This is a genomic window from Stutzerimonas stutzeri, from assembly GCF_024448935.1.
GTDB lineage: Bacteria > Pseudomonadota > Gammaproteobacteria > Pseudomonadales > Pseudomonadaceae > Stutzerimonas > Stutzerimonas stutzeri_AO.
In genome coordinates, this window is record NZ_JAMOIE010000009.1 from 1 (window position 1) to 16,192 (window position 16,192).

Sequence of the window (16,192 nt, forward strand, 5' to 3'; positions counted from 1 at the left end):
CCTCCAGCCTCTAGCTCGTCTTCATCGCATAATCGAGCACGATGCCCAGCAGAATCGCCAGTCCCGCCCAGTGATTGTGCAGGAAGGCCTGGAAGCATACCTGTGGCTTGCGCGAGCGGGTTGTCCAGAACTCCCAGGCAAAGCAGGCCGCGGCGATGGTCAGCCCGAGATGAAACCATTGCCCGAGTTCGAAGCGCAGGCCAGCGAGAACCAGGCAGAACAGGGCGAGGCCCTGCAGCGTGGCGATGATGACCCGGTCAGCTTCGCCGAAGAGAATGGCGGTGGATTTGATGCCAATCTTCAGGTCGTCATCGCGGTCGGCCATGGCGTAGTAGGTGTCATAGCCCACGGTCCAGACCACGTTGGCGATGAACAGCAGCCAGGCTTCGGGGGGTAACTCGCCTCGCTCGGCGGTGAAGGCCATCGGCATGCCCCAGGAAAAGGCTGCCCCGAGCACGACCTGCGGGTAATAGGTGTAGCGCTTCATGAAAGGGTAGAGCGCAGCGACGCCAAGGGCGCCGAAGGACAGCCAAACGGTCGCTGCGTTGGTGAACAGGACCAGGACCAAGCTGAGTGACACGAGGACGGCAAAGAGGATCCAGGCCTCCTTCGAGGTGACCCTGCCCGTCGCCAGCGGACGGCCCTTGGTACGGCTGACGTGCCCGTCCAGGTTGCGGTCGGCGAAATCGTTGATCACGCAGCCGGCGGCGCGCATGAGGATGACGCCGAGGACGAAGATGACAACATTCTTGACACTCGGTGAGCCCTCGCCGGCAATCCACAACGCCCAGAGCGTCGGCCAGAGCAGCAGATAGGCGCCGATCGGGCGATCCAGACGCATCAGCTTGATAAAGTCCCAGGCGCGCGGGTGGAGGCGATTGCTCGATTGCAGAAGCTTCTGATACATCGGCGGGTCTCCGGTCGGTGAGCGGCGGTTACGGGCAGCCTGTGCCGCGTTCAGGTGGTGATCCGTGCGGCCTGCCACAGTGCTGGCAGAAACACTTCGGCCACCAGCACGCGCAAGTTGCCCTGGCTGAAGCAGGAGCGGCGTGCCCAGAGCCGAGGCTGTCGAACGTCCTGCGGCAGCCAAGCGCCGGGATAATGGCGGGCCTGCAGCGGGCCGCGTGCGAAGGCCGGGTCGCTGAACAGCAGTTCGCCCAGCGAGCGGTTGCCCAGGTGTGGCAGATCCAGCCCGGACTCTTCCAGCGCACGACGCGCGGCGACACTGCGGGCGAATACCCAGGGCTCATGGTGGCCACGTAGATAGACTTCGCGAACCCAGCCCTCGCTCCCTTTGGTCACGCCTAGCGCGGCGCATTCATCCTCGCGCAGCAGTTGCCAGCCCTCGGTCAGCGGCGTCACGCTGAACGCGCCAGTGGCCAGTGCGGTGAGGCGCCGTGTGAGCGAGCCATTATCGACGTACAGCCAGTTGTGCAGGTCCGGGGCGAGCGGGGTGGGGAGGCGGTCGGCGGGCAGCCAATCTTGAGAGTCGGGCACGAGCATTTAGGGGCAGCGAAAAGAAGCGGCCAGTCTAGCATGCGGGTAGAAGAGCAGCTGCAAGCTGCAAACTGCAAGCTTCAAGCTTCAAGCTTCAAGCTTCAGGCTTCAAGCCAAAGCTGGCAGGGGCTCGCTTGCGGCTTGTCGCTTGGCGCTGCTTTTTACGTCCAGCCTTCCAGGCGCATGGTCGCGCGCACCAGGCGTTGCTCCTCCTGCTCGATCTCCTTGAGATTGTCGCGAATGCTGTGGATGTGATCCCGGGCGGCGCGTTGGGCCTGATCTGGCAGGCGCTCGGTGATCGCATGAAACAGTCGCGAGTGCTGCCGGTCGATCTGCCGTTTCTGCAGCGGCCGGTGATAGAGGTTGTTCACCGAGGCGAACACGGTGGAGAGCATCAGGTCGGTCAACGACTGCAGGGTGTGGACTAGTACGGGGTTGTGCGAGGCCTCGCTGACAGCGAGATGGAAGGCGTGGTCGAGGCGCGCATGTTCGCGCGGGTCGGCCACCTCGGTGGTGTGCGCGGCGAGCATTTCTTCGTAGCGCCGGCGCAGCAGGACGAAATCGGCGTCGGTGCCGCGCAGCGCCGCCAGCCGGGCCGATTCGCCCTCCAGCAGGGCGCGGACTTCGAGCAGGTCGTAAAGCGTGCGCGGCTGCGAGTTGAACAGATGCATCAGCGGGCTGGCATCCTGTTCGCCGGACAGCTTGGCCACGTGTGAACCGCGCCCCTGAGCGGTCTCGATGATGCCGCGCCCGCGAAGCACCCGTAGCCCCTCGCGCAGCGCCGAGCGCGAAATACCGAGCTTCTCGCACAGGCGGCGCTCGGACGGCAGTGTCTGGCCGACCTTGAGCACGCCATCGACGATCAGGCGCTCGATACGCTCAGCCACCACGTCCGCGAGCTGACGACGTTGCCCGGAATTTTCAAGCAGCATATAGGACTCCGTCACTGGTAGGACCAGTTTGGCCGAAGTCTACCGCAGCTGAGGCTGATTGGCTGCAAGGCCCCGCTACTTGTACGTTCGTGTCATATCGATCGACAGCTTCGTGAAAGAAACTGGTAGGACCAGTGGTTTTTGCGGTGGACGGCAGAGGGACGACGCCTAATGATGCGTCAAACCACCGCAGCTGGCCGTGTGCGGTGAACGCAAAGAAGAGCACCGACTGCCATGAATATCCTTTACGACGAACGCGTCGACGGTGAGCTGCCCAAGGTCGACAAAGCGGCATTGCTTGCCGAGCTCAAGGCGCAATTGCCCGACATGGACATTCTCCACCGCGGCGAAGACCTCAAGCCCTACGAGTGTGACGGCCTGTCCGCCTACCGCACTACGCCGATGCTGGTGGTGCTGCCCGAGCGCATCGAACAGGTCGAAACCCTGCTGAAGATCGCTCACCAGCGTGGCGTGCCGGTGGTTGCACGCGGCGCCGGAACCGGGCTGTCGGGCGGTGCGCTGCCGTTGGAGCAGGGCATCCTGCTGGTGATGGCGCGCTTCAACAAGATTCTCGAAGTCGACCCGGCCGGTCGCTTCGCTCGCGTCCAGCCCGGCGTGCGCAACCTGGCGATTTCCCAAGCGGCGGCGCCCTATGATCTTTATTACGCCCCGGATCCCTCGTCCCAGATCGCCTGCTCCATCGGCGGCAACGTCGCCGAGAATGCCGGTGGTGTGCACTGCCTGAAATACGGCCTGACGGTGCATAACCTGCTCAAGGTCGAGATCCTCACCGTCGAGGGCGAGCGCATGGTGCTGGGCTCCGACGCGCTGGACTCACCCGGCTTCGACCTGCTGGCGCTGTTTACCGGTTCCGAAGGCATGCTCGGCATCATCACCGAGGTGACGGTCAAGCTGCTGCCCAAGCCGCAGGTCGCCAAGGTGCTGCTGGCGGCGTTCGACTCGGTGGAAAAGGCCGGCCGAGCGGTGGGCGACATCATTGCCGCCGGCATCATTCCCGGCGGGCTGGAAATGATGGACAGCCTGTCGATCCGCGCCGCTGAAGACTTTATCCACGCCGGTTACCCGGTGGATGCCGAGGCGATCCTGCTCTGTGAGCTCGATGGCGTCGAGGCTGATGTACACGATGACTGCGCCCGCGTGGGCGAGGTGCTCAAGCTGGCCGGCGCCACCGAAGTGCGGCTGGCCAGGGACGAAGCCGAGCGGGTCAAGTTCTGGGCCGGGCGCAAGAATGCCTTCCCGGCGGTCGGGCGGATTTCGCCGGATTACTACTGCATGGACGGCACCATCCCGCGCCGCGAGCTGCCGGGCGTGCTCAAGGGCATTTCCGACCTGTCCGGAGAGTACGGTCTGCGCGTGGCCAACGTATTCCACGCCGGCGACGGCAACATGCACCCGCTGATCCTCTTCGATGCCAACACCGAAGGCGAGCTGGAGCGTGCCGAAGCGCTGGGCGGCAAGATTCTGGAACTCTGCGTCAAGGTTGGTGGCTCGATTACCGGCGAACACGGTGTCGGTCGCGAGAAGATCAACCAGATGTGCGCCCAGTTCAACGCCGACGAGCTGGCCCTGTTCCATGCCGTGAAGGCGGCGTTCGATCCCAGCGGCCTGCTCAACCCTGGCAAGAACATCCCGACGCTGCATCGCTGCGCCGAATTCGGCGGCATGCACGTCCATGGCGGGCAGTTGCCCTTCCCTGAACTGGAGCGCTTCTGATGACGGTTTCCTTCGACGACAGCCAGCAGCTGCTCGACCAGGTCAACCAGGCGTTGGCCAGCAACACCCCGCTGCGCATTCAGGGCGGCGGCAGCAAGGCGTTTCTCGGCCGCGAGGTGCAGGGCACGCTGCTCGACACCTGCGCCCATCGCGGCATCGTCACCTATGACCCGACCGAGCTGGTGGTCAGCGTTCGCGCCGGCACCCCGTTGGCGGAGCTGGAAGCCGCGCTCGACGAGGCCAACCAGATGCTGCCGTGCGAACCGCCGCATCTGGGCGAAGGCGCCACCGTTGGTGGGATGATCGCCGCTGGCCTGTCCGGTCCGCGCCGGCCCTGGAGCGGCTCGGTGCGAGACTTCGTGCTCGGTTCGCGGGTGATCACCGGCCACGGCAAGCACCTGCGCTTCGGCGGCGAAGTGATGAAGAACGTCGCCGGTTACGACCTGTCACGGCTGATGGCCGGCAGTTTCGGTTGCCTTGGCCTGCTCACCGAAGTCTCGCTGAAAGTGCTGCCCAAGCCGCGTCTGTGCCGCAGCCTGCGGGTCGAAATGCCGGTCGAGCGTGCGTTGCTCAAGCTCGCCGAGTGGGGCCAGCAGCCGGTGCCGATCACGGCGGCGAGCCATGACGGCCAGGCGCTGCATCTGCGCCTCGAAGGTGGCGAAGGGTCGGTCAATGCCGCTTGCGACCGTATCGGTGGCGAGACGCTGGACGTCGGCTACTGGAATGAACTGCGCGAACAGCGCCTGGGCTTCTTCGCTGATGCCCGTCCGCTGTGGCGTCTGTCGCTGCCTACCGATACCCCGGTGCTGGCGCTCCCCGGCGAGCAGCTGATCGACTGGGCCGGCGCCCAGCGCTGGCTCAAATCCGATGCCGATGCGCAAACCATCCGCGCCATCGTCAGCGAGGTGGGCGGTCATGCCACCTGTTTCACCGCCGGCGCCGCCGCCAGCCCGTTCCAGCCGCTGGCCGAGCCCTTGCTGCGCTACCACCGCCAGCTCAAGACGGCGCTCGACCCGCAGGGGATTTTCAATCCCGGCCGCATGTATTCCGAGGTCTAGACCTAACTATGCAAACGAATCTGAGCGAAGCGGCGAAAAAGCTGCCACGGGCAAAGGAGGCCGAAAGCATCCTCCGCTCCTGCGTGCATTGCGGCTTCTGCAATGCCACCTGCCCGACCTACCAGCTGCTCGGCGACGAGCTGGACGGCCCGCGTGGGCGCATCTACCTAATGAAGCAGATGTTCGAAGGCGGCGAAGTCACCGAGGCCACCCAGACCCATCTGGACCGCTGCCTGACCTGCCGCAACTGCGAAACCACCTGCCCATCGGGCGTGCAGTATCACAACCTGCTGGACATCGGCCGCGACTTCATGGAGCAGCAGGTCCAGCGCTCGGCGGGGGAACGGCTGCTGCGCACCGGCTTGCGTACCGTCATCCCGCGTCCAGGGCTGTTCAAGGCGCTGCTGGGTACCGGCAATGCGCTGCGCCCGTTGATGCCGGCGACGCTCAAGGCGCACATGCCACGCCAGGTCACCCCGGCCAAGCCGCGGCCCCAGGTGTTGCACCCACGCCGCGTGCTGATCCTCGAAGGCTGCGTGCAGCCGAGCCTGTCGCCGAACACCAACGCCGCCACGGCACGCGTGCTTGATCGCCTTGGCATCAGCGTGACGACCGCCCGTGAAGCCGGCTGCTGCGGTGCGGTGGACTATCACCTGAACGCCCAGCAAGCCGGCCTCGACCGCGCGCGCCGCAACATCGATGCCTGGTGGCCCGCCATCGAAGCTGGCGCCGAAGCCATCGTGCAGACCGCCAGTGGTTGCGGAGCCTTCATCAAGGACTATGGTCATCTGCTGCGAGGTGATCCGGCGTACGCGACCAAGGCCGCGCGGGTCAGCGAGCTGGCCAAGGATCTGGTGGAGGTGATGCGCAGCGCCGAGCTGGAACGGCTGAAGGTCGAGACCGACAAGCGCATGGCCTTTCATTGCCCTTGCACCCTGCAGCACGCACAGAAACTCGGCGGCGCGGTCGAAGGCGTGCTCACCCGGCTCGGCTTCCAGCTCACCGCGGTACCGGATGCGCATCTGTGCTGTGGTTCGGCGGGCAGTTATTCGATCACCCAGCCGCTGCTGTCCAAGCAGCTGCGCGACAACAAGCTCAACGCACTGGAAAGCGGCAAGCCGGATGTCATCGTCACCGCCAACATCGGTTGCCAGACGCACCTCGACGGCGTCGGGCGGACACCGGTGCGGCACTGGATCGAGATCGTCGAGGAGGCGATGCAATAAACGCGCTTATTGACCGTTAGGATGGGCTGGGTGGCGCTCTGCGTTAGATCACCATCTCAGCTGGCCTGAGCCATTGGTGGGCTAAAGCCCACCCTACAGGTTTTTACGGAATCGCCTAATAGGCGGATGCAGCGAGGCGTGAACAGGCCCGGGCAGGAGCTGAAAAAGCGCCCCGGCGTAGGGTGGGCTTTAGCCCACCAGCCAGTTGCATGACGAATTGTTTTGATGAGCCGGGTCGGAGCGGCAACGGCCCACCCGACATAGCGAACAACCAAATACCAAGACAGGAGAAAACATGAAAACCAAAGCCGTACTGACCCAGACCGAAGTGACCGCCATCATCAACGCGGCGCGCAGCGAAGCGCAGAACAACGGCTGGGCCGTGACCATCGTGGTCGCTGACGATGGCGGCCACCCGCTGGCGCTCGAGCGTCTGGACGGCTGCGCGCCGATCGCCTCCTACATCGCCACCGAGAAGGCCCGCAGCGCGGCGGTCGGTCGTCGCGAAACCAAGGGCTACGAGGACATGGTCAACGGCGGCCGCAACGCCTTTTTGTCCGCGCCGGTGGTCTGCTCGCTGGAAGGCGGCGTGCCGGTGATCGTCGAAGGGCAGGTGATCGGCTCGGTGGGCGTTTCCGGCGTGACCGCTACCCAGGATGCACAGGTCGCCAAAGCTGGCGTCGCTGCCCTCGCCAACTGATTCAGGCCAGACAAAGGAGAACAACATGACCGAACGCGTAACCCTGGGCCGTTTGCAAGTGGCGGCCAACCTGCAACGCTTTATCGAAGATGAAGTCCTGCCCGGCACCGGCGTCGAGGCAGCCGCCTTCTGGAAAGGCTTCGATGAGCTGGTTCATGACCTGGCGCCGAAGAACCGCGCCCTGCTGGCCGAGCGTGAGCGCCTGCAAGTCAAGCTGGACAACTGGCACCGCAGCCATCCCGGCCCGATCACCGAGATGCCGGCTTACCGCAGCTTCCTCGAGTCCATCGGCTACCTGCAGCCCGAACCGGGCGAGGTGAAGATCAGCCCCCGCAACGTCGACAGCGAAATCGCCACCCAGGCCGGCCCGCAGCTGGTGGTGCCGATCGGCAATGCCCGCTACGCGCTGAACGCTGCCAATGCCCGCTGGGGCTCGCTGTATGACGCGCTCTACGGCACCGACGCCATCAGCGAGGAGAACGGCGCGCAGAAAGGCCCGGGCTACAACGAAGTGCGCGGCGCCAAGGTCATCGCCTTTGCACGCAACTTCCTCGATCAGGCCGCGCCGCTGGCCGCAGGCAGCCACGCCGATGCAGTCAGCTACCGTGTGCAGGATGGCGGGCTCAAGGTCACCCTGGAAAATGGCAGTGTCACCGGGCTGAAGCAACCCGAGAAGTTCGTGGGCTTCCAGGGCGAAGCCGTCGAGCCGACTGCGATTCTGCTGAAGAACAACGGCCTGCACGTCGAGATCCAGATCGATCCGAACAGCCCGATCGGCCAGACCGACGCCGCCGGCGTCAAGGACCTGCTGCTCGAAGCCGCCGTCACCACCATCATGGACTGCGAGGATTCCACCGCCGCGGTCGATGCCGACGACAAGGTGCTGGTCTACCGCAACTGGCTGGGCCTGATGAAGGGCGATCTGGTCGAAGACCTGGAGAAGGGCGGCAAGCGCATCACCCGCCGTCTGAACGCCGACCGTGAATACACCGCCGCTGATGGCTCCAACCTGAAGCTGCACGGCCGCTCGCTGCTGTTCATCCGCAACGTCGGCCACCTGATGACCAATCCGGCGATCATCGACGGCGAAGGCCACGAGATTCCCGAGGGCATCATGGATGGCGTGATCACCAGCCTGGTCGCCAAACATGACCAGCAGCGCAAGGGCAACTCGCGCACCGGCTCGATGTACATCGTCAAGCCGAAGATGCATGGCCCGGCCGAAGTGGCCTTCACCGACGAGCTGTTCGGTCGCGTCGAAGACCTGATCGGCCTGCCGCGCCACACCCTGAAGGTCGGCATCATGGACGAGGAGCGCCGCACCAGCGTCAACCTCAAGGCCTGTATCGGCGCGGCGAAGAATCGCGTCGCCTTCATCAATACCGGCTTCCTCGACCGCACCGGTGACGAGATGCACAGCATCATGGAAGCCGGCGCCGTGCTGCGTAAAGGCGACATGAAGAGCACCCCGTGGATCCAGGCCTACGAGCGCAACAACGTGCTGGTCGGTCTGAACTGCGGGCTGCGTGGCAAGGCGCAGATCGGCAAGGGCATGTGGGCCATGCCGGACCTGATGGCGGCGATGCTCGAGCAGAAGATCGCTCACCCCAAGGCCGGCGCCAACACCGCCTGGGTGCCGTCGCCGACCGGTGCCACCCTGCATGCGCTGCACTACCACCAGGTGGACGTGCAGGCGGTGCAGAGCGAGCTGGAGAAAGTCGACCTGGCCGCCGAGCGCGAGCAGTTGCTCAACGACCTGCTGACCATCCCGGTGGTCGCCGAGGACAAGTGGAGCGCCGAGGAGAAGCAGCAGGAGCTGGACAACAACTGCCAGGGCATCCTCGGTTACGTGGTGCGCTGGGTCGAACAGGGTGTCGGTTGCTCCAAGGTGCCGGACATCCACAACGTCGGCCTGATGGAGGACCGCGCCACCCTGCGTATCTCCAGCCAGCACCTGGCCAACTGGCTGCACCATGGCGTGGTGACCCGCGAACAGGTGCAGGAAACCCTCGAGCGCATGGCCAAGGTGGTCGACCAGCAAAATGCCGGCGATCCGCTCTACCGCCCGATGGCTGACGACTATGCTCAGTCGATTGCCTTCCAGGCGGCGTGCGATCTGGTGTTCAAGGGCCGTGAGCAGCCCAGCGGATACACCGAACCGTTGCTGCACGCCTGGCGTCAGCGCTTCAAGGAGCAGGCCGGTTGAACGGATTGGTGCCGGCCATGCCGAAGCTGGCGAACAAATTCGCCCCCTACGACGGAATATGTAGGGTCGAATTTGTTCGACCGACAAGCCAGAGGCGGACCGATACGACTGAGGCGGAATCTGAAAGTTGCAATTAGACAAGCCCCGAACGCTTTCAAGCGTTCGGGGCTTTCGAGCAAGAGGGGCCGGCTAATGTGACTGGTTAGTCAGCTTTTTCGGGTTGATGTGGTTACCCTATCAACCATGCGTGGGACCGGGCTTTCCCGGATAGAAGTGGTTCACAACAAAAAACAAGGAACCCAACAATGAGTCAGACACTGCTGTCCATACTGGCCTTCGTGCCGCTGGTGCTGGCGGGGGTACTGCTGATCGGCTTTCGCTGGCCGGCCAAGTACGCAATGCCGCTGGTTTTCGTGCTCACTGCGTTGATCGGCCTGCTGGCCTGGGACATGACCTTCAACCGGGTCCTGGCTTCCACGCTGCAAGGCCTGATTCTCACCGCCGCGATCCTCTGGATCATCTTCGGCGCCATCCTTCTACTGAACACGCTTAAGCACTCCGGGGGCATCGCCTCGATTCGTCGCGGCTTCGCCAACGTGAGTCCGGACAAGCGTGTTCAGGTGCTGATCGTGGCCTGGCTGTTCGGCTGCTTCATCGAAGGCGCCTCGGGCTTCGGTACGCCGGCAGCGGTGGCTGCACCGTTGCTGGTCGCGCTGGGCTTCCCGGCACTGACGGCGGTGGTGCTGGGGATGATGGTGCAGTCCACACCGGTGTCCTTCGGTGCGGTGGGTACGCCAATTCTGGTGGGCGTCGCGGGTGGCCTCGACCAGGCCACGCTCGGCGGTCAGCTGGCAACCGTGGGGAGCAGCTGGGAGGTGTTCTTCCATCTGATCTTCTCCCGCGTGGCAATCATCCATGCGCTGTGCGGCATCCTCATGCCGCTGATCATGATCTGCATCATGACGCGCTTCTTTGGCCGTAACCGCTCCTTGCGCGAAGGCTTGTCGATGGCGCCGTTTGCGATCTTCACCGGTCTTGCGTTCGTCATTCCGTACGCCGCGGCGGGCGTATTCCTCGGTCCGGAATTCCCGTCGATGATCGGCGCCCTGGTCGGTCTGGCCATCGTCGTACCGGCGGCCAAGGCGGGGTTCCTGCTGCCCAAGGACAGCTGGGATTTCGCCCCCGCCAGCGAGTGGCCGGTGGAGTGGATGGGCAAGATCGAGATGAAGATCGAAGACGTCGCCGGACGCACGCCGATCTCCGTGCCGATGGCCTGGGCGCCCTATCTGCTGCTGGCGATCTTCCTGGTGATGTCGCGGGTGTTCCCGCAGCTCAAGGCGGCACTGATGTCGGTCAGCTTCGGTTGGAAGGACATCCTCGGTGAAACCGGCGTGTCCGGCACCCTGGAGCCGTTGTATCTGCCAGGCGGGATTCTCTGCATGGTGGTACTGGTGACCTTCTTCCTGCACCGGATGAAGGCCGCCCAACTGGGCGCCGCGATTTCCGAGTCGAGCAAGACGCTGCTGGGCGCCGGCTTCGTGCTGATCTTCACCATTCCGATGGTGCGGATCCTGATCAACTCCGGCGTCAACGGTTCGGATCTGGTCTCCATGCCGGTGGCCATGGCACAACTGGTGGCCAACAGCGTGGGCGGGGTCTACCCCTTCTTCTCGCCAGCGGTTGGCGCACTGGGTGCTTTCATTGCCGGCTCCAACACCGTGTCGAACCTGATGCTGTCGCAGTTCCAGTACAACACCGCTGGGCTGTTGGGTATCTCCGGCGCGTTGATGGTAGCGCTGCAATCAGTGGGCGCCGCAGCCGGTAACATGATTGCCATTCACAACGTGGTGGCGGCCTCGGCCACGGTCGGTCTGCTGGGTCGCGAGGGCATCACGCTGCGCAAGACCATGCTGCCGACCCTGTACTACCTCGTACTGGCTGGCACCATCGGTCTGATCGGCTTCTATGTGATGGATATCAGCGATCCGCTGGTGGGGATCGCGACCGCCAGTTAAAGGCAGCTGCAAGATGGACCCGGACGGGCGGCTCAGGCCGCCCGTTTCGATTTGGTGCAAGCCGCTCTGTGCGTGCGGATGCACACCGGAGCGCTGGCATTTGGCGGTCCGTGGCGTTCTGGTATAGCGTGCAGCGCAACCGAGTCTGATCGAGGTGAATAATGAAAAAGTGGCAATGCGTGGTGTGTGGGTTCATCTATGACGAAGCCGAGGGCTGGCCGGACGACGGCATCGCGCCAGGCACCGCCTGGGAAGACGTGCCCGAGGACTGGCTGTGCCCCGACTGTGGCGTCGGCAAGATGGACTTCGAAATGATCGCGATCGGCTGATATGAACGACTCGAACACAACCGCACCCTTGGTCATCATTGGCACCGGCCTGGCGGGCTACAACCTCGCCCGGGAATTCCGCAAGCTGGACCGGGAAACGCCGCTGTTGCTGATCACTGCTGACGATGGCCGCTCCTATTCCAAGCCCATGCTCTCGACCGGCTTCGCCACGAACAAGGATGCCGATGCCCTGAGCATGACGATGGCCGGCCTGATGGCCATTCAGCTCAACGCCGAGATTCGCACCCATACCCGAGTGACGCGTCTCGATCCGGCCAACCGTCGCGTCTGGATCGGCAACGAGCCCGTGCCCTACCGCGATCTGGTGCTCGCCTGGGGCGCGCAGACCATTCGGGTATCGGTCGACGGCGATGCGCAGGACGCCATCTTCCCGATCAACGACCTGCTCGATTACGGGCGCTTCCGCGAGGCCGCACAGGGTAAGCGGCGCGTGTTGATCCTCGGGGCCGGGTTGATCGGCTGCGAGTTCGCCAATGACCTGCTGCAAGGCGGCTACGAGGTCGATCTGGTCGCGCCGTGCGAGCAACTCATGCCGTCACTGCTACCACCCGAACCCGCGGCCGCGGTCCGCCGAGGGCTTGAGTCTCTGGGTGCGCGGTTTCACCTGGGGCCGGTGCTCGAACGGCTGGAACGTAACGGTGACGCCCTGCAGGCGCAGCTGTCAGACGGCCAGCGGCTGGAGTGCGATCTGGTGGTCGGCGCGGTGGGATTGCGTCCACGTATCGAGCTGGCCGAGGCGGCAGGCTTGAAGGTCAATCGCGGCATCGAAGTGGACCGCCTGCTGCAGACCTCGACCGGGCATGTGTATGCATTGGGCGATTGTGCTGAGGTCGACGGGCTCAACCTGCTCTATGTGATGCCGTTGATGAGCGGCGTCCGGGCGCTGGCCAGAACGCTCGTTGGTCAACCGACGCCAGTCACCTACGGGCCGATGCCTATCACTGTGAAAACACCGGTGTGCCCCCTGGTGGTGTCCCCTCCCGCTGCCGGTAGCCACGGCAGCTGGACCGTTGAAGGCGAGGGCAACAACCTCAAGGCAACCTTCCATGGACCTGACGGCAAGCTGCTCGGCTACGCACTCACCGGAACGGCCGTGCAAGAGCGCCTGGCGCTGAACAAGCAATTGCCGCCGGTGTTGGCGGAACTGCCGCAGGTTCTGTCGTTAAAGTCATCGTAATGATTCGGCAAAGCGCTGGCGAGGACTGGCGCGCGTGCTAGCAGCGTGCCATGCTCCATAGGGCGCTGCCGCAGTGTAGAGCTGTTGCAGCGCTTCGGACGCTGTTCGGAGAGCAGCGGATCACAACAACAAGAAAGTCCTAGAGGCTACCTATGCGCAAACCGGAACTCGCAGCCGCTATCGCCGACAAGGCCAATCTCACCAAGGATCAGGCCAATCGTGTACTCAACGCCGTACTGGATGAAATCACCAGCGCACTCAACCGTAAGGACAGCGTGACCCTGGTGGGTTTCGGCACCTTCGTACAGCGTCACCGTGGGGCCCGTACGGGCAAGAATCCGCAAACGGGCGAACCCGTCACCATCAAGGCCAGCAACACCGTGGCTTTCAAGCCGGGAAAGATGCTGAAAGACGCGATCAATTAAAAGCGCGTCGCCCGGGGCCGTCCAGGCTCCGGATCAGCCTGACTGAACCGTCCACTCCAGACCTTTCTGTTCTCCTGCTTTCGCCACTCAGACCAGCCGCTACAATGGCGCTTTCCTGCCAACGGTCGGCCAATCATGAAATTTCGCTTTCTTCTCTGGATGCTGGGTCGCCTGATGACCAAGGCCAGTCGCAACAACCCTGATTTCCAGACGCAACTCGGCGACAAAGACCTGACCTTCCAGCTGCACACGCTCGACGGCAAGGCGGCTCGGCATTACCGGGTCAAGGATCAGCGCGTCACCAGCCACGGCGGCCCCGTCACCGATCCGGCGTTTGCCATCGGCTTCAAGGACAGCGCCTACGGCTTTGCCACCATGAATGCGAAGAACAAGCAGCTCGCCTTCATGCAAGGCATCCAGAACAAGGACATCCAGATCCAGGGCAACCCGGCGCTGGTGATGTGGTTTCAGGGCCTGACGAAGTACCTCAAGCCTCGAAAGCCTGAGGCGGCGTGATTCGCCGGCTTTGCCGGCCCGGCGAGAGCCTTTAGGTTGAGTTGATCGGTGCAGCGCCTCTGCCGGTCGGTAGCGGCTATTGCTGCGCCGCCAGCCATGCTCGGGCTTCGTCGAGCAGCCAGTCGCGAAAGGCATTCAAGGCCGCGGACTCCACGCGTCGATCCGGGATCATCAGGTGGTAGGCCTGATCCTCACGCCGGAACGAGTGTGGATGGGCAATTACAAGATGCCCCGCGGCCAGTTCGCGCTGGATCAGGAACGGCGGAATCAGCGCCACGCCCATCTGGTGCTCGGCGGCCTGGGCGAGCATCGAGAACAGCTCCAGGCGGGGGCCAGTCATATCCCGGGCGACCTTCATGCCCAGCGAATCGAACCACTGGCGCCAGGCATAGGGGCGAGTCGTCTGCTGCAGCAAGGGCATTTCAGCAAGGGCCTGGGCACTCAGCTGGCCGGTTTCACCCAGCAACGCCGGACTGCAGACGGGTAACGAATGCTCCGGCATCAGCGGATGGGCGACCGTACCGGACCAGTCGCCGTCACCGAAGTAGATCGCCGCATCGAATTCGGTATCGGCGAACAGGAAGGGGCGGGTGCGGTTGGTCAGGTTGACGGTGATTTCCGGATGCAGCGTCTGAAACTGCCGCAGCCGTGGCAGCAGCCATTGCGTGCCGAAGGTCGGCACCAGCGCCAGCTCGATGGTCTGCGCACCCTGTTGGCCCATCACCGACAGCGTATCGCGCTCAACCGCATCGAGCTGGGTGGCGACCCGCCGTGCATAGGACTGCCCGGCCTCGGTCAGTTTCACGCCGCGGCGGGAACGGCGGAACAGCTCCAGCCCGAGGAATGCCTCCAGCCCGCCGATCTGTCGGCAGATCGCGCTCTGGGTCAGGGCCAGCTCCTCGGCAGCACGGGTAAAGCTTTGGTGGCGCGCGGCCGCCTCGAAGGCGACAAGCGCGGCGGTGCTGGGAATCTTGCGGCGCATTATGCGGCTGCCTCACTAATGAGCGGGTATTCATCCCAGTCAGCATAGCCTGGAGTGAGAAAATCGCACAGATCATTGCGAATTACTTGTTTGCCGGCTGGCGTCACAGCTTCTAGGATCAATGCATCGAATGCTGCACCGGGCGCTGAGTCCGGTTCACCGTCTACGACAAGAGGACCACCCATGGCCGGCAAAGCAAGCTTCAACTGGATCGACCCGCTGCTGCTCGATCAGCAGCTCACCGACGAAGAGCGCATGGTGCGCAACAGCGCCCAGCAGTTCGCCGCCGACAGGCTGGCGCCGCGGGTGCTCGAAGCCTTCCGTCACGAGCGCACCGATGCGGCGATCTTCCGGGAGATGGGCGCTACCGGTCTGCTTGGCGCGACCATCCCGGAAGCCTACGGTGGCAGTGGCTTGAACTACGTGTGCTACGGCCTGATCGCGCGTGAAGTCGAGCGCATCGACTCTGGCTACCGCTCGATGATGAGCGTGCAGTCGTCGCTGGTGATGGTGCCGATCAACGAGTTCGGCAATGAAGAAACCAGGCAGAAGTACCTGCCCAAACTGGCCAGCGGCGAATACATCGGCTGCTTCGGCCTGACCGAGCCGAACCATGGCTCCGACCCGGGCTCGATGGTCACCCGGGCGAAGAAGGTCGACGGCGGCTATCGCCTGTCCGGCGCCAAGATGTGGATCACCAACAGCCCGATCGCCGACGTCTTCGTGGTCTGGGCCAAGGATGACCAGGGCGCCATTCGCGGCTTCGTACTGGAGAAGGGTTGGGAAGGCCTGAGCGCCCCGGCGATTCACGGCAAGGTCGGCCTGCGCGCCTCGATCACCGGGGAGATCGTCATGGACAACGTGTTCTGCCCGGAAGAGAACGCTTTCCCCGATGTGCGCGGCCTGCGCGGTCCGTTCACCTGCCTGGATTCGGCCCGTTACGGCATCAGCTGGGGCGCGCTGGGCGCCGCCGAGTTCTGCTGGCACACCGCCCGTCAATACACCCTGGACCGCCAGCAGTTCGGTCGCCCGCTGGCTGCCAATCAGCTGATCCAGAAGAAGCTGGCCGACATGCAGACCGAGATCACCCTGGCGCTGCAAGGCTGCCTGCGCCTCGGCCGGATGAAGGACGAGGGCACCGCGGCGGTGGAGATCACCTCGATCATGAAGCGTAACAGCTGTGGCAAGGCGCTTGACGTGGCACGCCTGGCCCGCGACATGTTGGGTGGCAACGGCATCTGCGACGAATTCGGCGTGGCCCGGCATCTGGTCAACCTCGAGGTGGTCAACACCTACGAAGGCACCCATGACGTGCATGCGCTGATTCTCGGCCGCGCGCAGACCGGCATTCAGGCGTTCTTTTAAAGAGCCGAG

General features: G+C 64.0%; 15 protein-coding genes. 11 read left to right on the plus strand and 4 right to left on the minus strand.

The window, feature by feature from the left end; translation table 11 throughout:
- Positions 1-10 precede the first annotated feature (10 nt).
- From ubiA to glcC, 3 genes are all read right to left on the minus strand, one after another.
- A complete protein-coding gene (gene ubiA, locus NA637_RS04095; protein ID WP_256071069.1) occupies positions 11-907 on the minus strand; it encodes a 4-hydroxybenzoate octaprenyltransferase in 897 nt (298 codons plus the stop codon).
- Positions 908-957: 50 nt separating this feature from the next.
- Positions 958-1,503, minus strand: coding sequence for a chorismate--pyruvate lyase family protein (locus NA637_RS04100; RefSeq protein WP_272888906.1), 546 nt, complete (start codon positions 1,501-1,503; stop codon positions 958-960).
- A 155-nt stretch (positions 1,504-1,658) separates the two neighbouring features.
- Entirely contained in the window at positions 1,659-2,429 is a 771-nt protein-coding gene (gene glcC / locus NA637_RS04105; RefSeq protein WP_256071070.1) for a transcriptional regulator GlcC, read from the minus strand.
- Positions 2,430-2,663: 234 nt separating this feature from the next.
- Between glcC and glcD the strand changes: the two genes are divergently transcribed.
- The 10 genes from glcD to NA637_RS04155 all read left to right on the plus strand — a co-directional run bounded on the left by glcD (position 2,664) and on the right by NA637_RS04155 (position 13,836).
- Positions 2,664-4,163: a glycolate oxidase subunit GlcD gene (glcD, locus tag NA637_RS04110; protein ID WP_256071071.1), complete on the plus strand. Its 1,500-nt coding sequence runs from the start codon at positions 2,664-2,666 to the stop codon at positions 4,161-4,163.
- Positions 4,163-5,221, plus strand: a complete 1,059-nt coding sequence (gene glcE, locus NA637_RS04115; RefSeq protein ID WP_256071072.1) for a glycolate oxidase subunit GlcE — start codon at positions 4,163-4,165, stop codon at positions 5,219-5,221. Before glcD ends, glcE begins: the two co-directional genes overlap by 1 nt.
- A gap of 8 nt (positions 5,222-5,229) precedes the next feature.
- Positions 5,230-6,447, plus strand: a complete 1,218-nt coding sequence (gene glcF, locus NA637_RS04120) for a glycolate oxidase subunit GlcF (protein ID WP_256071073.1) — start codon at positions 5,230-5,232, stop codon at positions 6,445-6,447.
- A 295-nt stretch (positions 6,448-6,742) separates the two neighbouring features.
- Positions 6,743-7,147, plus strand: a complete 405-nt coding sequence (locus NA637_RS04125; RefSeq protein WP_256071074.1) for a heme-binding protein — start codon at positions 6,743-6,745, stop codon at positions 7,145-7,147.
- A 25-nt stretch (positions 7,148-7,172) separates the two neighbouring features.
- Entirely contained in the window at positions 7,173-9,353 is a 2,181-nt protein-coding gene (locus tag NA637_RS04130; protein ID WP_256071075.1) for a malate synthase G, read from the plus strand.
- A gap of 305 nt (positions 9,354-9,658) precedes the next feature.
- The gene (locus tag NA637_RS04135; RefSeq protein WP_256071076.1) at positions 9,659-11,368 is read left to right on the plus strand and encodes an L-lactate permease; all 1,710 of its coding nucleotides are present in this window, start codon (positions 9,659-9,661) and stop codon (positions 11,366-11,368) included.
- Between the two features lie 161 nt (positions 11,369-11,529).
- Positions 11,530-11,697: a rubredoxin gene (locus NA637_RS04140; protein WP_021207210.1), complete on the plus strand. Its 168-nt coding sequence runs from the start codon at positions 11,530-11,532 to the stop codon at positions 11,695-11,697.
- A gap of 1 nt (position 11,698) precedes the next feature.
- A complete protein-coding gene (locus tag NA637_RS04145; protein ID WP_256071077.1) occupies positions 11,699-12,895 on the plus strand; it encodes an NAD(P)/FAD-dependent oxidoreductase in 1,197 nt (398 codons plus the stop codon).
- Positions 12,896-13,047: 152 nt separating this feature from the next.
- Positions 13,048-13,320 carry an HU family DNA-binding protein gene (locus NA637_RS04150; protein ID WP_256071078.1) on the plus strand — a complete coding sequence of 91 codons (273 nt, stop codon included), beginning with the start codon at positions 13,048-13,050 and terminating at the stop codon, positions 13,318-13,320.
- A 135-nt stretch (positions 13,321-13,455) separates the two neighbouring features.
- The gene (locus tag NA637_RS04155) at positions 13,456-13,836 is read left to right on the plus strand and encodes a helicase (RefSeq protein WP_256071079.1); all 381 of its coding nucleotides are present in this window, start codon (positions 13,456-13,458) and stop codon (positions 13,834-13,836) included.
- Positions 13,837-13,912: 76 nt separating this feature from the next.
- Here NA637_RS04155 and NA637_RS04160 read toward each other — a convergent pair whose 3' ends face one another.
- Positions 13,913-14,818, minus strand: a complete 906-nt coding sequence (locus tag NA637_RS04160) for a LysR family transcriptional regulator (protein ID WP_256071080.1) — start codon at positions 14,816-14,818, stop codon at positions 13,913-13,915.
- A 183-nt stretch (positions 14,819-15,001) separates the two neighbouring features.
- On the opposite strand from NA637_RS04160, the gene NA637_RS04165 reads away from it, so the two are divergent.
- Complete coding sequence (locus NA637_RS04165; RefSeq protein ID WP_256071081.1) at positions 15,002-16,183, plus strand: acyl-CoA dehydrogenase; 1,182 nt, start codon at positions 15,002-15,004, stop codon at positions 16,181-16,183.
- Positions 16,184-16,192 lie beyond the last annotated feature (9 nt).

What these genes read in the sequence shown, in the direction of transcription:
- glcD (WP_256071071.1), top strand. Translation starts at nt 2,664, where the DNA reads ATGAATATCCTTTACGACGAACGCGTCGACGGTGAGCTGCCCAAGGTC.
- NA637_RS04150 (WP_256071078.1), top strand. Translation starts at nt 13,048, where the DNA reads ATGCGCAAACCGGAACTCGCAGCCGCTATCGCCGACAAGGCCAATCTC.
- NA637_RS04135 (WP_256071076.1), top strand. Translation starts at nt 9,659, where the DNA reads ATGAGTCAGACACTGCTGTCCATACTGGCCTTCGTGCCGCTGGTGCTG.
- NA637_RS04130 (WP_256071075.1), top strand. Translation starts at nt 7,173, where the DNA reads ATGACCGAACGCGTAACCCTGGGCCGTTTGCAAGTGGCGGCCAACCTG.
- ubiA (WP_256071069.1), bottom strand. Translation starts at nt 907, where the DNA reads ATGTATCAGAAGCTTCTGCAATCGAGCAATCGCCTCCACCCGCGCGCC.
- NA637_RS04140 (WP_021207210.1), top strand. Translation starts at nt 11,530, where the DNA reads ATGAAAAAGTGGCAATGCGTGGTGTGTGGGTTCATCTATGACGAAGCC.
- NA637_RS04125 (WP_256071074.1), top strand. Translation starts at nt 6,743, where the DNA reads ATGAAAACCAAAGCCGTACTGACCCAGACCGAAGTGACCGCCATCATC.
- glcF (WP_256071073.1), top strand. Translation starts at nt 5,230, where the DNA reads ATGCAAACGAATCTGAGCGAAGCGGCGAAAAAGCTGCCACGGGCAAAG.
- NA637_RS04145 (WP_256071077.1), top strand. Translation starts at nt 11,699, where the DNA reads ATGAACGACTCGAACACAACCGCACCCTTGGTCATCATTGGCACCGGC.
- glcE (WP_256071072.1), top strand. Translation starts at nt 4,163, where the DNA reads ATGACGGTTTCCTTCGACGACAGCCAGCAGCTGCTCGACCAGGTCAAC.
- NA637_RS04165 (WP_256071081.1), top strand. Translation starts at nt 15,002, where the DNA reads ATGGCCGGCAAAGCAAGCTTCAACTGGATCGACCCGCTGCTGCTCGAT.
- NA637_RS04155 (WP_256071079.1), top strand. Translation starts at nt 13,456, where the DNA reads ATGAAATTTCGCTTTCTTCTCTGGATGCTGGGTCGCCTGATGACCAAG.
- glcC (WP_256071070.1), bottom strand. Translation starts at nt 2,429, where the DNA reads ATGCTGCTTGAAAATTCCGGGCAACGTCGTCAGCTCGCGGACGTGGTG.
- NA637_RS04160 (WP_256071080.1), bottom strand. Translation starts at nt 14,818, where the DNA reads ATGCGCCGCAAGATTCCCAGCACCGCCGCGCTTGTCGCCTTCGAGGCG.
- NA637_RS04100 (WP_272888906.1), bottom strand. Translation starts at nt 1,503, where the DNA reads ATGCTCGTGCCCGACTCTCAAGATTGGCTGCCCGCCGACCGCCTCCCC.